Source organism: Flavobacterium panici, assembly GCF_024499525.1.
Classification (GTDB): Bacteria; Bacteroidota; Bacteroidia; order Flavobacteriales; family Flavobacteriaceae; genus Flavobacterium; species Flavobacterium panici.
Genome location: NZ_CP100437.1, coordinates 1,898,520 through 1,914,756 on the forward strand (window position 1 = coordinate 1,898,520; position 16,237 = coordinate 1,914,756).

At 31.4% G+C, this 16,237-nt stretch carries 19 protein-coding genes; 6 read left to right on the forward strand and 13 right to left on the reverse strand.

Features of this window, described 5'->3' with window-relative positions; genetic code table 11:
• Positions 1–63: 63 nt before the first annotated feature.
• The 10 genes from NLJ00_RS08325 to ahcY form a co-directional block, all read right to left on the reverse strand.
• Entirely contained in the window at positions 64–528 is a 465-nt protein-coding gene (locus tag NLJ00_RS08325; protein ID WP_256636870.1) for a GNAT family N-acetyltransferase, read from the reverse strand.
• A gap of 15 nt (positions 529–543) precedes the next feature.
• Positions 544–876 carry a DMT family transporter gene (locus NLJ00_RS08330; RefSeq protein ID WP_256636871.1) on the reverse strand — a complete coding sequence of 111 codons (333 nt, stop codon included), beginning with the start codon at positions 874–876 and terminating at the stop codon, positions 544–546.
• A 56-nt stretch (positions 877–932) separates the two neighbouring features.
• Complete coding sequence (locus tag NLJ00_RS08335; RefSeq protein WP_053472589.1) at positions 933–1,460, reverse strand: metalloprotease family protein; 528 nt, start codon at positions 1,458–1,460, stop codon at positions 933–935.
• 6 nt (positions 1,461–1,466) lie between these two features.
• Positions 1,467–2,378, reverse strand: a complete 912-nt coding sequence (locus tag NLJ00_RS08340; RefSeq protein ID WP_256636872.1) for a tetratricopeptide repeat protein — start codon at positions 2,376–2,378, stop codon at positions 1,467–1,469.
• 211 nt (positions 2,379–2,589) lie between these two features.
• A complete protein-coding gene (locus NLJ00_RS08345) occupies positions 2,590–3,672 on the reverse strand; it encodes a hypothetical protein (RefSeq protein WP_256636873.1) in 1,083 nt (360 codons plus the stop codon).
• 10 nt (positions 3,673–3,682) lie between these two features.
• The gene (locus NLJ00_RS08350) at positions 3,683–3,967 is read right to left on the reverse strand and encodes a hypothetical protein (RefSeq protein ID WP_256636874.1); all 285 of its coding nucleotides are present in this window, start codon (positions 3,965–3,967) and stop codon (positions 3,683–3,685) included.
• Between the two features lie 133 nt (positions 3,968–4,100).
• Complete coding sequence (locus NLJ00_RS08355) at positions 4,101–4,682, reverse strand: hypothetical protein (protein ID WP_256636875.1); 582 nt, start codon at positions 4,680–4,682, stop codon at positions 4,101–4,103.
• A gap of 87 nt (positions 4,683–4,769) precedes the next feature.
• Positions 4,770–5,345 carry a hypothetical protein gene (locus NLJ00_RS08360; protein ID WP_256636876.1) on the reverse strand — a complete coding sequence of 192 codons (576 nt, stop codon included), beginning with the start codon at positions 5,343–5,345 and terminating at the stop codon, positions 4,770–4,772.
• 136 nt (positions 5,346–5,481) lie between these two features.
• Entirely contained in the window at positions 5,482–5,817 is a 336-nt protein-coding gene (locus tag NLJ00_RS08365) for a hypothetical protein (RefSeq protein WP_256636877.1), read from the reverse strand.
• Between the two features lie 266 nt (positions 5,818–6,083).
• The gene (gene ahcY / locus NLJ00_RS08370) at positions 6,084–7,400 is read right to left on the reverse strand and encodes an adenosylhomocysteinase (protein ID WP_256636878.1); all 1,317 of its coding nucleotides are present in this window, start codon (positions 7,398–7,400) and stop codon (positions 6,084–6,086) included.
• Positions 7,401–7,690: 290 nt separating this feature from the next.
• Between ahcY and NLJ00_RS08375 the strand changes: the two genes are divergently transcribed.
• Positions 7,691–8,341 (forward strand): 4'-phosphopantetheinyl transferase family protein, encoded by a 651-nt coding sequence (locus NLJ00_RS08375; RefSeq protein ID WP_256636879.1) that lies wholly within the window; start codon positions 7,691–7,693, stop codon positions 8,339–8,341.
• Between the two features lie 86 nt (positions 8,342–8,427).
• Here NLJ00_RS08375 and NLJ00_RS08380 read toward each other — a convergent pair whose 3' ends face one another.
• From NLJ00_RS08380 to NLJ00_RS08390, 3 genes are all read right to left on the reverse strand, one after another.
• Positions 8,428–8,826, reverse strand: coding sequence for a group III truncated hemoglobin (locus NLJ00_RS08380; RefSeq protein ID WP_256636880.1), 399 nt, complete (start codon positions 8,824–8,826; stop codon positions 8,428–8,430).
• The gene (locus NLJ00_RS08385; protein ID WP_256636881.1) at positions 8,823–9,110 is read right to left on the reverse strand and encodes a hypothetical protein; all 288 of its coding nucleotides are present in this window, start codon (positions 9,108–9,110) and stop codon (positions 8,823–8,825) included. Before NLJ00_RS08385 ends, NLJ00_RS08380 begins: the two co-directional genes overlap by 4 nt.
• An 81-nt stretch (positions 9,111–9,191) precedes the next feature.
• Positions 9,192–9,788, reverse strand: a complete 597-nt coding sequence (locus tag NLJ00_RS08390) for a Crp/Fnr family transcriptional regulator (protein ID WP_256636882.1) — start codon at positions 9,786–9,788, stop codon at positions 9,192–9,194.
• Between the two features lie 94 nt (positions 9,789–9,882).
• On the opposite strand from NLJ00_RS08390, the gene NLJ00_RS08395 reads away from it, so the two are divergent.
• The 5 genes from NLJ00_RS08395 (at position 9,883) to NLJ00_RS08415 (ending at position 16,211) form a co-directional block, all read left to right on the forward strand.
• Positions 9,883–10,611, forward strand: coding sequence for a phosphoglycerol geranylgeranyltransferase (locus NLJ00_RS08395; protein ID WP_256636883.1), 729 nt, complete (start codon positions 9,883–9,885; stop codon positions 10,609–10,611).
• 31 nt (positions 10,612–10,642) lie between these two features.
• Positions 10,643–11,263, forward strand: a complete 621-nt coding sequence (gene pnuC, locus NLJ00_RS08400) for a nicotinamide riboside transporter PnuC (protein WP_256636884.1) — start codon at positions 10,643–10,645, stop codon at positions 11,261–11,263.
• Positions 11,227–13,341, forward strand: a complete 2,115-nt coding sequence (locus tag NLJ00_RS08405) for a DUF4301 family protein (protein ID WP_256636885.1) — start codon at positions 11,227–11,229, stop codon at positions 13,339–13,341. The genes pnuC and NLJ00_RS08405 overlap by 37 nt, the downstream gene beginning before the upstream one ends.
• Positions 13,341–13,745: an alternative ribosome rescue aminoacyl-tRNA hydrolase ArfB gene (gene arfB / locus NLJ00_RS08410; RefSeq protein ID WP_256636886.1), complete on the forward strand. Its 405-nt coding sequence runs from the start codon at positions 13,341–13,343 to the stop codon at positions 13,743–13,745. The genes NLJ00_RS08405 and arfB overlap by 1 nt, the downstream gene beginning before the upstream one ends.
• 303 nt (positions 13,746–14,048) lie before the next feature.
• On the forward strand, positions 14,049–16,211 hold the full coding sequence (locus tag NLJ00_RS08415; protein ID WP_256636887.1) for a TonB-dependent receptor: 2,163 nt from the start codon (positions 14,049–14,051) through the stop codon (positions 16,209–16,211).
• Positions 16,212–16,237: the final 26 nt, after the last annotated feature.

Genomic DNA, 16,237 nt, shown 5'->3' on the forward strand with positions numbered 1-16,237 from the left:
ACTCTATAAAGATTGATATAAACTTAAAAAATAAAACTTTGCGTCTTTGCGAGATTTATAAACTTACTTATAATTCTTTTGCATTTTGTAATTGATAATTTCGACGCCTTTTATAATGTTTTTTTGTTCTGTTTTTACAAAAAATCCGTTCTTTACAAAAAATCCCTTTGCGGTTATACTTACGTCAGAAGTTATAATTTTTGTATGATGACTTTTAGCTTTAAGTTCTAATTCGTTAAAGATCTTTTGAGCAATTCCTTGTCGTTGAAAGTCTTTGTGAATGAAAAAGAAATCAATATAATTGTTGTCTTTCAAAGTTCCGTAACCAACGATCTGTTCTTCTATAATGGCAAGTAAAACAAATTGTTTTTCGATAACATCAATCCAGCGTTCTGTAATTTTTACTCCAGAAACCCAGGCATTAATTTGATCAGGATTATAATCGTTTTTACAAACAGATTGAATAGTCTGGACAAATAATTCCTGTATTTCATTTAAATCTAAAATGGTAGCTTTTCTAAAATGCATTTTTTAGTTTTAAAATTAATGAGCTGTAGTTTTAGAAAAAACATTAATGACAAAAACGCCAATTATAATTAAACTCAATCCAATTATCGCAGGTAAATCTGGAATTTCTTTAAAGAAAACAGCACTAATGATTGTAATTAAAACAATTCCAACTCCAGACCAAATCGCATAAGCAAAACCAACCGGAATTGTTCTGATAGCAAAACTTAAAAAATAAAACGCAGCAAAATAGCCAACAACGGTAATAATGCTTGGCAAAAGCTGTGTGAACTGCTCAGACTTTTTTAATGCCGAAGTCGCAATGATTTCGAAAATAATGGCAATGAATAAAAATAAAAAATTCTTCATAGTTCCGGTTTTTTACAAAGTTAGACTTTATAAAGTGAAATGAAGAATCTTAAATTTTATCCAAATATTAAAGAAGGAATTCCTATTCCTATTGCAACGCCATAAATTACATCTGCCCAAATAATTCTTAAAATGTTAAAGACATAAATTAATCCAATTATGGGAAAAGATATTATTGCTAATATGTTTTTATTTTTGATTGCTATTTTTGCTTCTTTAAACACATTTTCGGCATCTTGATTTGATGGAATAGCATGCATGCCTATTGAAACTCCAAGCCAGATTAAAAAATAAGATAATGGATGTTCAATATCAAAAAACTTTATTGGCATATAAGCAGGAAGACATATAAGTAAACATAAAAGGGTGTTTACAAAAAATGGCCCCATAGAGATTAAAAAAGTTGATGTAAAATTGCTTGTGTTCTCGTGTATCACGTATCCCGCAGGATTTCCAACTCTAAAATAACAAGCGTCAAAAACAGCTACTTTTCTAATTTTACAAAATAACATATGTGCAAATTCATGAACAATGATTCCGGGAAATGACACAATTGAAATTAATTCACCAGGTATAAAAAACATATCTTTTTAATTTTTAATCCAACCGTTTGGAAATTTTTTAATAAACTCTTCTCTAGTTATTACTGTATGGGCAAATAATCTATATTCTATCATATTATAATAGAATTTGGCTTCGGAACTTGTACTGTCTATTGCTTTTGCTTTTTTTAAATATTCGAAGCTTTTAATTTTTGCAGATTCATCATTTTTAGTGGCATAAATGCAAGAATAGGCAGAAGCAACACCTGAATAACATTCTGCAGAAGTGGAGTCAATTTTAAGGACTTCCTGAGATGCGGCAAGAAAACCGTCGTAATCCTTTTTATCAAAAGTCACCCCAATTTTTGCCATATTAATGTATAAACCAAGATTGTAATTAGGAGGTAGTTTTCCTATACATGAATTGAACTTGTTTAAAGCATCTTCATTTTTGTCTTTTTTAAGAAAATCAAATCCACTATAAAAATCTGCAAGTGTTTTAAGATCTTCAACTTCAGGAACTTCTTTGCCTGCTTCTGTCATTAACTTCGAAGCATTCTTAAAATCTCCCTTTTCGAAATAATCATTTGAATCTTGAAATTTATTATAAGCGTCAAAATATTGCCAATTCCAATAAAATGAAAATAAAACAATAACTATAATACCAATAAAGAAAGCTTTTACCCAGGTAGGGAAAACTCGATTATTGACTGCTGTTTCGCAATCATTGCAATGAGGGTATACTCCAATTTTATTTAATTCTATTTCTTCAAAGTCTTTAGAACAAGCAGAACAGATTGTGGGATCATATTTTTTTTCTACTTTTTTCCCACTAAGACTTTTATCGTCGGGGAAATTAGTTTCAAAACAGGAGTTACAAAAATCTTTTTCATCAATTGTAATTGTTTCATTAATTGGTACACTTTTATTGTCACAATTAGTACATTCTGTTTTTTTCATTATAAAAGGGATTCAACTATGAATTAATAGATTTATATCTTTTTTTGAATTTGGTGCCGAAGATATAAAAGTTTTTGAATGTTTTATTTCGAAAAACAATTATGAAAGATTAATATATTAACAAAATTTATTTGTTTGAGTTAATAAGTTAGTAATTGTTAAAAGTTTTAAGATTTTTAATTAAGAATAAATGTCTGAGTATTAGATCAATTTACTTTAATTCTTCTTTTCTGGTAGAAACACTTATCAATTTATATCCGTTTTCAGTTCTTAAAAATTCAAAATGATCTTGTCCGTGTTCAAGTTTATTTTTTGGATTGATCACAATGTTTTTAACTGGATATATCCAATCTTTTGATTCATTACAATTGTTGAAATATATTTCGTATTCGCTTGATTCAAAAATAAAGGGATTTAATCCCTCATTAGAAACAAAGTAATCTGTTTTTGGATTTTTGAGTTCCTTAAGTTTAGATTTTAAATAGATATAATTTTGATTGATGAATTTAGTTTTTGATGAGTTTATCCAACCATCTGGTTCTTTCCAATACGAGATTTTATCAAAAGAATGTTTTTCTAAATTGTTTTTGGATAAATCAGAAAGTAACGTGTTCTGGAGCCAATATTTAAATTCTTTATCAAAATTTACAAACGAATAATATTGTCCGTCAACCCCAAGAAAATTTTCTCTTGTTGGATCTTTAATTGGCTCTTTTGATTTTTCCAAAGAATAAAAATTTAAATCATCGTTGTAAGCAAAATTTTCAATTAAGATTTTATTGTTAGTGTCGATTAAGAATTCTTTTCCTCCTTTCCAGAAAAAATGCTCTCCATCCGTTTCTTTTTCAGCGTCTTTTAAACCTATAAACATCCCATTTATGGCTTTGGTCAAATTGCTATATTCTGCAGGAATAACGATTTTTCCTTCGCCATTAAACATTCCCATTTTATCTGTTTTACGATCTTTAAATCTTATTAAACCTTCATTTTCACAATCGGGACCATTGTCAAAACTATATAAACTGTCACGACCAATTATTCTTCCTGTTTTGATTAAATAATAGCTTTCCCATTTCCCATCTTTTTCTTCACTAGCGGCAATAATATTTTCAAATTTACGGGCAGTTGTAAAACCAGTAGTAAATTTTGGTTCTATTTTGACAATGCCATTTTTATCTTTAAAACCTATGTGAGTCGTGTCTTTATCCCAAAAGGAAATCCATACATCATTATTTTGGGCAAATGCAGAGTAATTAAAGCAGAAAAAAAGGCAAAGGATAATAATCTTTTTCATGAAAATTTATTTATCTGAGATGAGTTTCTAGTTCATTATTTTTTGCTTCTTCAAAACAATCAGAACATAACATTTTAAAATCGGCTTTAGCTTGAAATATATCAGTCCATTCTTCGTCATTATCTAAAAGATATTGTTCGCATTCTCCACACCACGCAATTTGAGGAAGATCTTCTTCGGCTTCTGAATAGAAGAAACCTACTTTTTCTTTTGAGTCTATTGCAATTGCAATGTGAATACAGCTAAAAGACATTTCTTTTGAACCATGTATGTCACATAAAACTTTTTCGATCATAATTTTAAAGAATTTTATTTTGGAGAGTTCTTTAATTTCAAATTTAAACTTAAAATTTTAGATTAAAACAGAAAACCCGACAGGTTTTTAAAACCTGTCGGGTCTGAAATATTATTTTCTAAAAGCTAAAAAATTATTTATTAGATTTTATGCTTTTTAAAAGAGCCTGATTTATTTCTTCTTGTTTTTTCTTTCTTTCTGCTTCTTCTTTTTCCTTTTTTTCAAGGTCTGCTTGTCTTGTTAAAGAAATTTCTTTTTCTTTTTTTAAGTCGTCAAGTTTTTTAGAACTTGTTTCCAGTTCACTTTTTACCTTATTAAGCTTTTCTTCAGTTTTGCTTATTTGTTCTTTAGTTTTCTCTATATTTTTTTGGCTGTCTGCACTATTTTTCGAATTTTCAAGCGCTGTTAATTTATCTTTTTGCACTTTTAAATCAGAATCTAGTTTTGCAGTTTTTTCTTCAAGTTTCTTTTTATTATTTTCTTCACTGATAATTTTTTTATCTGCTGCTGCATTCTTATTCATTAATTGTCTATTCATTGCTTGCTGACCCCATTGACGGTCTGCTCTGTCGCGTTCACTTGCCCATTTTTGATTTTGGGTATTCATTTGTCTCTCAAAAGATCTACTCTGTTGTAGTTGTTGGTTATTATTATATTGTGCAGAAGCGAAAATCGGCAGTAACATTAATACTATTAAAAGAAAATAAGTTCTCATAATTTTTTGGTTTAAGATTAGTTTTTGAAATAATATTCAGTTGCTTTTATCTATAAATTGATTTAGATATTAAAAAGAAGGCTTGATTTATTTCGCTTTCTTTTCTAGCTTTTCCTTTTCTTTTTTAGCTTTTTCTTCTTCTTTTAATTTTTTCTCTTCTTCTTGTTTTTTCTGTAATTCTTCTTTTTCGGTTTTGTATTTTGCTACTTCTTTTTTTAAGTCTTCCACTTTTTTTGAACTGGATTCAATTTTTGTTCTGCTTTTGTTTAATTTTTCTTCAGACTTATTTACTTTTTCTTCAGATTTTTCAATCTCTTTTTGAAGGTCAGCATTGTTTTCTGAATTATTTTTAAGATTAGCTAATTGATCTTGATTTGTTTTTAAATCAGCTTCTAGTTTTTCTGTCTTCTTTTCTAATTTTTGTTTGTTTTTTTCTTCTTTAGCTAATTTATGTTCAGCAGCTTCAATTTTAGAAACTTGATGCGACATCATATTTCTCATTTGCCATTGCTGATTTGAAGCAGCCCTTTCGCTTGCCCATTTCTGATTTTGCATATTCATTTGTGTATGCATACTTCTTGCTTGCGATTGCATATTGCTAAATTGTGCAGAAACAAAAAATGGAAGTAGTAATAATAGTAATAGAATAAAACGTGTTTTCATGATTTAAATTAGGATTTGTTTTTGGTGAATCAAATGTATATTTATATTTAAAAGAAACACGAGAAATCTTCTAATTAATTTAAATTAAAAAGAAAATCCGACAAGGTTTTAAAAACCTGTCGGGTTTGAAATATTTTTAAGAACCTTTTCTCGTAAATTTGGATTCTTCTAGCATTATTTCTAATTCAAGTACTTTTTCAGCTCTAAAATCCTGCTTACTTTTCGCGTCATCTAGTTTATTTTGAGATATAGCTATTTCCTTTTTTAATTTTTCAATATTTTTTTGATAATCAGGATCATTATTGTTCTTCGAAGTATTTTCAAGGTTTTTTAAACTTTCCCGTTTTGCCCTTAGGTCGAGTTCTATTTGCCATTTTTTTTCTGCAAGCTTGATTAGTTTTTGCTCTTCTCTTGCTAATTTTGCTTTTGTTTTTTCTACATCATTTCTTGAAAGAGGTTTAACGGTTTCCAATTGTGGAAGTTTTGGATTCTGATTCGCTCCAGGAAACAATAAGTCTTGTGTGCGAGGTCCATATTTTGAAGGATCAAAATTCTGTGCGGCTGCAAAAAGGGGAAATAGTATGATTATTAATGCAATCAGGAGTGTTCTCATAATTTGGTTTTGGTTTTCAAAAATATACTTATATTTTGAAATAGACTCAAACCAAAATAAAAAACCCTCACATTTCTGCAAGGGTTTATATAATCTAAAATCTAAGATCAGAAATCTAAAATTTACTAGTATCTGTAGTATTCTGGTTTGAATGGACCTTCAACTGGAACACCAATATAAGCAGCCTGATCGTCACGTAAAACTTCAAGTTCAACGCCTAATTTAGCTAAGTGCAAAGCAGCAACTTTTTCATCTAAATGTTTTGGTAACATATAAACTTCATTTTTGTAAGCTGCGCTGTTGTTCCATAATTCGATTTGAGCCAAAGTCTGGTTTGTAAATGAGTTACTCATTACAAAACTTGGGTGACCTGTAGCACAACCAAGGTTTACTAAACGACCTTCAGCAAGAATGATGATATCTTTTCCAGCGATGTTGTATTTATCAACCTGAGGTTTGATTTCGATTTTTGATGCACCGTGGTTTTTGTTTAACCAAGCCATATCAATTTCGTTATCGAAGTGACCAATGTTACAAACAACAGTTTTATCTTTCATTTGCTCGAAGTGCTCTCCAAGAACGATATCTTTATTTCCTGTAGTTGTAATGATGATGTCAGCATTAGCAATTACAGTGTTTAATTTTTTAACTTCATAACCGTCCATTGCAGCTTGTAAAGCACAAATTGGATCAATTTCAGTAACAGTTACAATAGAACCAGCACCTCTAAAAGAAGCAGCAGTTCCTTTTCCAACATCACCATATCCACAAACGATAACTCTTTTTCCAGCTAACATTAAGTCAGTTGCACGACGTACAGCATCCACAGCAGATTCTTTACATCCGTATTTGTTATCAAATTTAGATTTAGTAACAGAGTCGTTAATGTTGATTGCAGGCATTGGTAAAGTTCCAGCTTTTACTCTTTCGTAAAGTCTGTGAACACCAGTTGTAGTTTCTTCAGAAAGACCTTTAATTCCAGGAACTAATTCTGGGAAACGATCAATAACCATATTAGTTAAATCTCCACCATCATCAAGAATCATGTTCAATGGTTTTCTGTCTTCACCAAAGAATAAAGTTTGCTCAATACACCAGTCAAATGATTCTTCATCAAGACCTTTCCAAGCATAAACTTGAATTCCAGCAGCAGCAATAGCAGCAGCAGCCTGATCCTGAGTAGAGAAAATGTTACAAGAAGACCAAGTAACTTCAGCACCAAGAGCAATTAAAGTTTCGATCAAAACTGCAGTTTGAATCGTCATGTGTAAACATCCAGCAATACGAGCACCTTTAAGAGGTTGTTCGTCTTTGTATTCAGCACGAAGCGCCATTAAACCTGGCATTTCAGCCTCAGCCAGTTCAATTTCTTTTCTTCCCCAAGCCGCTAGAGAAATGTCTTTTACTTTGAAAGCCACAAAAGGCGTAGTTGTAGTACTCATTTATAGTATATTTGTATAATTGTAAAATTTTTGCAAATTTACGGAATACCTTTTTATTTTTACTACTTTCTGTAAGATTTGTGAAATCTTTAAAATCTTAATCTCTAGAATGTTAGTTTATGAATCGTTTTTAAGCATATAAGTAATGTAAGTTCATTTAAAAAAGATTCTGAAACTATTACCTTTGCTGCGAATTGCTTATATTTACTTAATACATTTTTTGACCCAAAAGTTATATTTTCTTACATGACTTATATGGTTAAAAATAATAACCGTAACGAAAAACACGAATGCCTTTATTTCAAACCATACAATTTAATGAAACGACTAAAATCTTAATTTGGGAAATAACCGAATCCTTAGAGGAGTTATTGAGCAAAGTTGTGTTGAAAGAAAAAACACAAAAGAGACTGGACGGAATGAAATCGCAAATGCATCAGCGCGCTTTTTTAAGTGTTCGCATGTTGATTCAGGAAATGGGCTTTACAGATAAAGATTTGCATTATGACGAATTCGGCAAACCTTATTTTGATTGTCATAATTATATTTCAATAACACATTCGTATCATTTTGCGGCCATAATTATAAGCCATGAAACGGTAGGAATCGATATGGAATTACAGCGCGAAAAAATCCTTCGCATAGCTGATAAATTTGTTGATACTGAATTTGAGTATTTAAATCCAAATGTTTTAGGAGACTACGTTAAAAAACTTACCGTAATCTGGGGTGCAAAAGAAGCAATCTTTAAAATTAGAAACGAAAAAGGAATTAGTTTTAAAGATCATATCAGAGTTGGAGATTTCTCTTTAAATGAATCTAAAGTGCAGGCAAGCCTTCATTTTGATGATTTAATAAAAGATTTTGATGTGCATTATGAAGAAATCAAATCAGATAATTTCGAAGGGAATTTTACTTTGGTATATGCCTTTGAAAAATAAGCTCAAAGTTTGGTCATTGCGAGGAACGGAGCAATCTCACTATGATTGATTTAGCAAATGCGATTGCTTCGTTCCTCGCAATGACATTAAACTTCACTTTCTTTTTTTCGATGCTCAAACATACTCACATATAAAAAGGTGCTCATTTTACGGGCGCGTCTTTTTAGTGTTTCTACATTTTCGCCTTCAAAATGTTCGTCTAATGTCTGAGCCCAATGATTAAGCCATATTCCGAATTCATTTGCCGTAATTTTATCACCAAAATGTGCGTCAACTTCATTGTGAACAGCGTGTGGATTTCCTTTGTATTTTCTTACGGCAAACAAATTAGTTTCCCAAAAATCAGTCAGTTTTTCCAGATGCATATCCCAATCCTGAATCATCGTATTAAAATAAAAGCCGATTTCTTTGTCGGCTCTTATTTTAGCATAGAACTGATGTACTAAGAAAGAAATATCGGCTCTGTTTTCTATTTGTTTTTTCACAGAATAAAGGTATTTAAAAGAATAAACAATACGCTTAGAAATGTACTCAAAATTAAAAGGTTAAAAACAACCCTATGTTTCATTTGTGCCAAAATTGAAGTGTTTACAAAGATACAAGCCAATACAATAATGGCCAATTGGATCATTTGACCAATAGAAGTTCCGTGAGAAAGAATATACATTGCTGCAGCCGCACCTAAACAGCTTTGGCCAATTACAGCCATTGTTGCAGAACCAATATAATTTTTATTGAAATTTTCGAATGTTGTTTGATATAGTGTCATGATATTGAGATTTTTACACTACAAAGTTACATCCACTTTACTGCTGCGTTTTATGATTAAAATCATAAAATAGGAATTATTTTATCGGTATACTTTTCGATTAATAATCTTCAATTCGCCTTTTTTTTCCAAGGCTTTAATAGCTCGAATCACAGTTTCGACACGCAAACCGGTTAAGTCGCCAATTTGTTGTCGTGTAAAATTTATTAAATAGCCGCTTGTATCTTTTTTAAAATTAAAATAAGCAATTCCGTGATCAATTAATTTTAATACGCGATGTTCTGGTTCATGTGTAGAAATTTCGGCAGCCATAACCGATTTATAATACAAACGCTGTGCGAGATTTTCGATTATTTTAATGCTGATTGCAGGGTTTTCTTCCAGCAGTTTCAAAAAAGTTGCTTTAGGAAGCAGCAAAATCTCACTGTCTTCAACCGCAATAGCATTAGCAGGATATTTTTGGTTTAAAAATAAAGGAGGTTCTCCAAAAGATTGATCTTTATAAAAGATGCCCTGAATAAATTCGCGTCCGTCATCATTGTAATTACTCATTTTAATTTCGCCCGAAATTATCTGATAATAATGCGTTGGCAGATTTCCTTCTTCAAAAATGATTTCACTTTTTTCAAAAGACTTTTTCAAGGCGCCATATTTTTCTAATAATTCAGTCGCAATCATATTTGTTTTCTTTGGGTGTTAACAGAGAGTTTACAAATATAATTCATTCAAAATAGTTCTTCTACGTTAAAAACTTTTTACTTTTACTGCCGTTATGGAGCAAAAAATACGCACGATTCACCAACAAATTTTGGATGCTAAGAAAAACGGGCAAAAACTATTGGCTATTCTTTTAGATCCTGATAAAATTGTTTGGGAAAATTTAGATCATTTATTACTTAAAATAAACCAATCACCTGCAACACATATTTTTGTGGGCGGAAGTATTGTTCAAAGTACCATTTTAGAAGATTTAATTGCACAGTTAAAACAAAAAACAAATCTGCCTGTTATAATTTTCCCGGGCGATCCGTCACAGATTTCTCCTCAAGCCGATGCTATTTTATTTCTATCTCTATTATCTGGCAGAAATCCGGATTATTTAATCGAATATCAGGTTCAGGCAGCACCAATTCTCAAAAAAACAAAGCTTGAAGTTATTTCAACGGGATATATTTTAATCGAAAGCGGTAATGAAACGGCAGTTGCCCGCGTTAGTAAAACAGAACCGCTTAACCGAGAAAATTTTGATTTGGCTTTAGCAACAGCTCAGGCAGGTGAAATGCTAGGAAATAAATTAATTTATTTAGAAGCAGGAAGTGGCGCAAAAAAAGCAGTGCCACTGGAAATGATCTCATTAATTGCTCAAAACATAGAAATTCCTGTAATTGTTGGAGGAGGAATTGTAGATTTGCACGGAATTAAAAAGGCATATAATGCCGGTGCAGATTTAGTAGTTATTGGAACTGCTTTTGAAAACGACAGTCATTTTTTTGATTCATAAATAAAATTTAACAGCCACAAATACCGCAAAAATGATTGACTTTTTTCTTAATAGTTATAAAAATACTCCTTTATGGCATGTCGCTTTGGAGTTTTTGGTCTTTGTTTTTGGAATTTTAAGTGTTTGGTTTGCTAAAAAAGAAAATATCTGGGTTTATCCAACAGGATTAATTGCCACCGTAATTTCAGTATATCTTTTATATGTTGCCGGTTATATTGGTGATATGATTATCAACGCCTATTTCTCGATTATGAGTATTTATGGCTGGTATGTTTGGGCAAAAGGCGGAACGGTTGAAGATAACCTGCCAATTACAAGAACAAATTTTAATGAAAAAATAATCGGGGTTTTGTTGTTTTTCGTGACCATTTTCGTAGTTTTCGGGATTTATAAATATTTCGATTACGAAATACACAATGACAATTATGTCGATATGATATCGTCTGGAATCTTTTTTGCAGGAATGTGGTATATGGCAAAGAAAAAAATCGAAAACTGGACATTGTGGATTATCGGTGATATTATTGTAGTACCTCTTTATGCTTATCGCGGCTTAGGGATGCTGTCACTTCAATATTTAATTTTTACAATTTTGGCTATTTCAGCTTATTTAGAATGGAAAAAGATCTTAGACAGCAAAAAACAACAATAATAAAAATTGCTTTATTTGGCCCTGAAAGTACAGGTAAAACAACTTTAGCAAAACAGCTTGCAGATTATTATGAAACCGAATGGGTTCCTGAATTTGCGCGCGATTATCTGCAGGAAAAATGGGAAGAAAATCAGCATATTTGTACTGCTGATGATATGATGCCTATTGCTTACGGGCAGACTGCACTAGAAAATGAAAAACTTGCTGCAGCAAATAAATATCTGTTTTGCGATACCAATTTAATGGTTACCAAAGTTTTTTCGGAAGTATATTATGGTTTTTGCGACCCTCTTTTAAATGAAGCTGCACTTGAGCATGATTACGATTTATTTTTCCTGACGGATATTGATGTTCCTTGGGAGAAAGATGATATTAGAGATACTCCGGAAGGAAGAGAAACAGTATTCTCTGTCTTTAAACAAGCTTTAATAGATACCAAGAAACCTTTTATAACACTTTCAGGAGATAAAGAAAGTCGTTTGGCAAAAGCAACCGCTATTGTTGATGCTTTATATGCTTTTAAAGAAAAAGGACTTTCATCTCAGGACTTTGTTGAAATTTATAATCACGGAATCCCTTTCGAAAATATCTTAAAGCAATTAAAAATATTTAAGAAAGGAATAGCAAAAAGCAATCTGATTAGTCCGGCAACCATAAACAACGGAATTTTAAGTTTGTCTGAAACTGATTTTGAAGAAAAAGCTTCTTTTTTTGATAAGCAGAAAGAGAAATTAAAAATTAAAAAATTTGTTCCTGCATCTGGCGCAGCAACCAGAATGTTCAAATTTTTAAGTGCTTTTTTGAATGATTTTGATATCGAAAAAGAAACGATAAACGCTTATCTAAACAGAAAAAAAGATAAAGAACTTGCCATTTTTATTATTGGGATGGATAAGTTTCCTTTTTTTGAAACAGTTCATGAAAAGCTTAAAGAAATTTATCCTGATTTTGAAAATTTAGAAAGAGATTATAAAAATTATTATTTTATAAAATTGCTCTTGTCTCCGGATTATTACAATTCAGCAAACAAGCCAAAAGCAGTTTTACCTTTCCATTTATATAAAACGCACATTGCAAATCCAATTGAAGAACATTTAAATGAATGTGTGCATTATGCTACATCAAAAAGTGTTTCAAATTTACATTTCACAGTTTCAGAAATTCATCAGGATTTGTTTGAAAAAGCAGTTGATGAGGTTAGAGAGAAAATAGAAAAACCTTCAGGAATAAAAATTAATATAAATTATTCGTATCAAAATAAAAGCACAGATTCTATTAATGTTGATACAAAAAACAAAATTGTTAGAAGTGCAGATGGCAATCTAGTTTTTAGACCAGGCGGACACGGTGCTTTAATTGAGAATTTAAATAGTCTGGATTCAGATATCATTTTTATTAAAAATATCGATAATGTAATTCAAAATCATATTGATCAAATTACATTGTACAAAAAAGCTTTAGGAGGTATTTTAATTGCCGTACAACAAAAAGTATTTGGTTATTTAAGTGCCATTGAAAAGAATGAAATATATGAAAATAATATTCAGGAAATTGTAGATTTTTTAGTGCAAAAGCTAAACATTAAAATGACTAAAGATTTTAATAAATTTACTTTTGAAAATAAAATTGCTAAAATTAAAGATTTATTAGACAGACCTATCAGAGTTTGCGGGATGGTAAAAAATGAAGGAGAACCGGGCGGCGGGCCGTTTTGGGTAATGAATGAAAAAGGAGAAACTTCTCTGCAAATTGTAGAAACTTCTCAAGTTGATTTGGGGAATAAAAAACAGCTTGAAATTTTAGAAGAAGCAACACATTTTAATCCAGTTGATTTAGTTTGTGGAATTAAGAATTATAAAGGCGAAAAATTTGACCTAAAACAATTTGTAGATCAAAAATCAGGATTTATTGTAGAAAAAAGTGTTGAAGGGAAACCGGTAAAAAGCTATGAACTTCCGGGATTATGGAATGGGTCAATGGCAAATTGGTTAACTGTTTTTGTGGCAGTTCCGTTAATTACTTTTAATCCGGTGAAAACCGTAAATGATTTACTAAAACCGGCACATCAGCCACAATAATGGATAGCGATAAAATCATATCAGAATTAAATTTCAAAGCCGTTAGAAGCAGTGGTGCGGGCGGACAAAATGTAAATAAAGTTTCATCAAAAGTGGTTTTGTCTTTTGATTTAAATGCATCACAAGCTTTGTCTGAAGATGAAAAGCTGCTTTTGCAAACTAATATTGCTCCTCGTTTAACAACCGAAAATGTCTTAATTTTAAATTGCGACGAAGACAGAAGTCAGCTTAAAAATAAAGATATTGTTACGAAACGTTTTTTGGAAATAATTAAAAAGGGATTATATGTTCCGAAGATTCGAAAAGCGACAAAGATTCCAAAATCGGTAATCAAGAAAAGGATCAAGGATAAGAAAAGTATTTCTGAAATAAAACAATCAAGGAGAAAACCTAACTTGGAGTAAAATCCCAATTTTTTAAATTGCTTCGCCTGTTCGCTATCGCTCGAGTCCAAATTCCAAAGACACTAACTTGAAAAGTGAGTTTTGGAATTTGGAATTTGTTTTTTGAGATTTAACACATTACATTTGCATTGTCTCAAAGGGGTGCTCTAAATAACGAGCTGAGATCATACCCAAAGAACCTGAGCGAGTAATGTTGCTAAGGGAAAAACGACAATTTCAGTGTGAATACTTTGTTTTGTCGTGAAACACATTTATTAATTTAACAAAAGAATAATTCCCCCTTTTATTCGTAATTCTTTACGAATGAAAACTATTTTTGAAGGTACTAAGGTACTAAGTTACAAAGGTTCTAAGGTTCAAAATGCAGCCAGAACCAAATCTATTTTCTTTATTCTATTTTCTTTATTCTATTCTCTATTCACATTCGGACAGGAACAAGACTCAACTCAGGTAAATCAGCTTGATAATGTTTTGGTTTCGGCAGTTCGTGTTACCGCTAAAACTCCGGTTACGTTTAGTAATATGGACAAAAAAGAAATTAAATTTAGAAATCTTGGACAGGATATTCCTGTTTTAATGAATTATCTTCCATCTGTTGTTACAACTTCTGATGCTGGAGGAGGAATTGGTTATACCGGAATTCGTGTCCGCGGAAGCGATGCTACAAGAGTAAACGTAACCATAAACGGAATTCCGTACAACGATGCAGAAAGTCAGGGAACTTTTTGGGTAAACATGCCCGATTTTGCTTCTTCTGTAGAAAGCTTACAATTACAGCGCGGAGTAGGAACATCTACTAATGGTTCTGGAGCTTTTGGAGCAAGTTTAAATATGCTGACAGATAGTTATGCATCTAAACCAACTGGAGAAGTCTCAGGCTCATTTGGAAGTTTTAATTCTCAAAAAGAAACAGTAAAATTCAGCACTGGTCTGCTAAATGATCATTTTGAATTGGCAGGACGTTTGTCAAGAATTAAATCTGATGGTTATGTTGATAGAGCGAGTTCTGACTTGAAATCTTATTTCCTGCAAGGAACTTATGTTGGAAAAACAACTTTAATAAAAGCTTTGGTTTTTGGCGGAACAGAAAAAACATACCAATCCTGGAACGGAATCGACGCTGCAACTTTAAATTCAGACCGTACTTTTAACTCTGCAGGAATGTATACAGATGAAGCAGGAAATGTGCGTTTTTATGACAATGAAACTGACAATTATAAACAAGATCATTATCAGTTACACTGGAGCGAATCTTTCTCTGATAAATGGAGTACTAATTTAGCTTTGCATTATACAAAAGGGCAGGGTTACTATGAAAATTATAAAGAAGATGCCGATATGGCTGAATATAATTTGAATCCTGTTGGAGCTATTACAACAACAGATTTAGTACGTCAGAAATGGTTAGACAATGATTTTTACGGCACTACATTTTCAGCGAAATACAAAGATGAAAAACTAGACGTTATTCTTGGCGGAGGCTGGAATAAATACGAAGGCGATCATTACGGAAAAGTAATCTGGGCAAGATACGCTTCACAATCAGAATTGGGAGATCATTATTACGATGATTTTTCTACAAAAACAGATGGAAATATCTTTGCAAAAGCAAATTATCAGTTTACAGAAAAATTAAGCTTTTATGGTGATTTACAATATAGAAGAGTAGAATATAAAGCAGATAGTCCTGAAACTGGTTTAGTTGATGATACCTTTAATTTCTTTAACCCAAAAGCGGGTTTGAACTACGAAATCAATCAAAAAAACACTTTGTATTTTTCATACGCTCGTGCGAATCGTGAACCAAACAGAACGGATTATGAAGGCGGAAATGTAAAACCGGAAAAACTAAACGATTTTGAATTAGGCTGGAGGTTTAATTCAGAGAAATTCCAGTTGAATTCTAATTTCTATTATATGGGTTACAAAGATCAATTGATTTTAACCGGAAGATTAGATGATGTTGGAGCGCCAATTCGCGCTAATACTGAAAAAAGCTACCGTTTAGGTTTTGAATTTGATGCAACAATTTCGCTTTCAGAAAAATTTATTCTTAGACCAAATTTTACGCTTAGCAGTAATAAAAATGTGGATCTTGCGGTTGAAGGACAATATTATGGAACAACAAAAATTGCATATTCTCCAGAAGTTATTGCCGGAAATATAATCGTGTATAGTCCAATTAAGAGTCTGCATATTTCTTTATTGCAAAAATATGTTGGCGAACAATACATGAATAATATCGAATTGCCAGAAGCTAAACTGGCTGATTATTTTGTAAACGATTTGAATGTTTCTTATGAAATAAAACCAAAATCAATCTTTAAATCAATTACAATAACAGGTTTGGTAAATAATATTTTAGACAAAAAATATGTTTCAAACGGAGCAATGTGGGATATTTATCCCTATTACTATCCGCAGGCAGGAATTAATTTCTTAGCCGGATTGACATTGAAATTCTAAAAAATAAAAAAGCCTGAAATTAAACT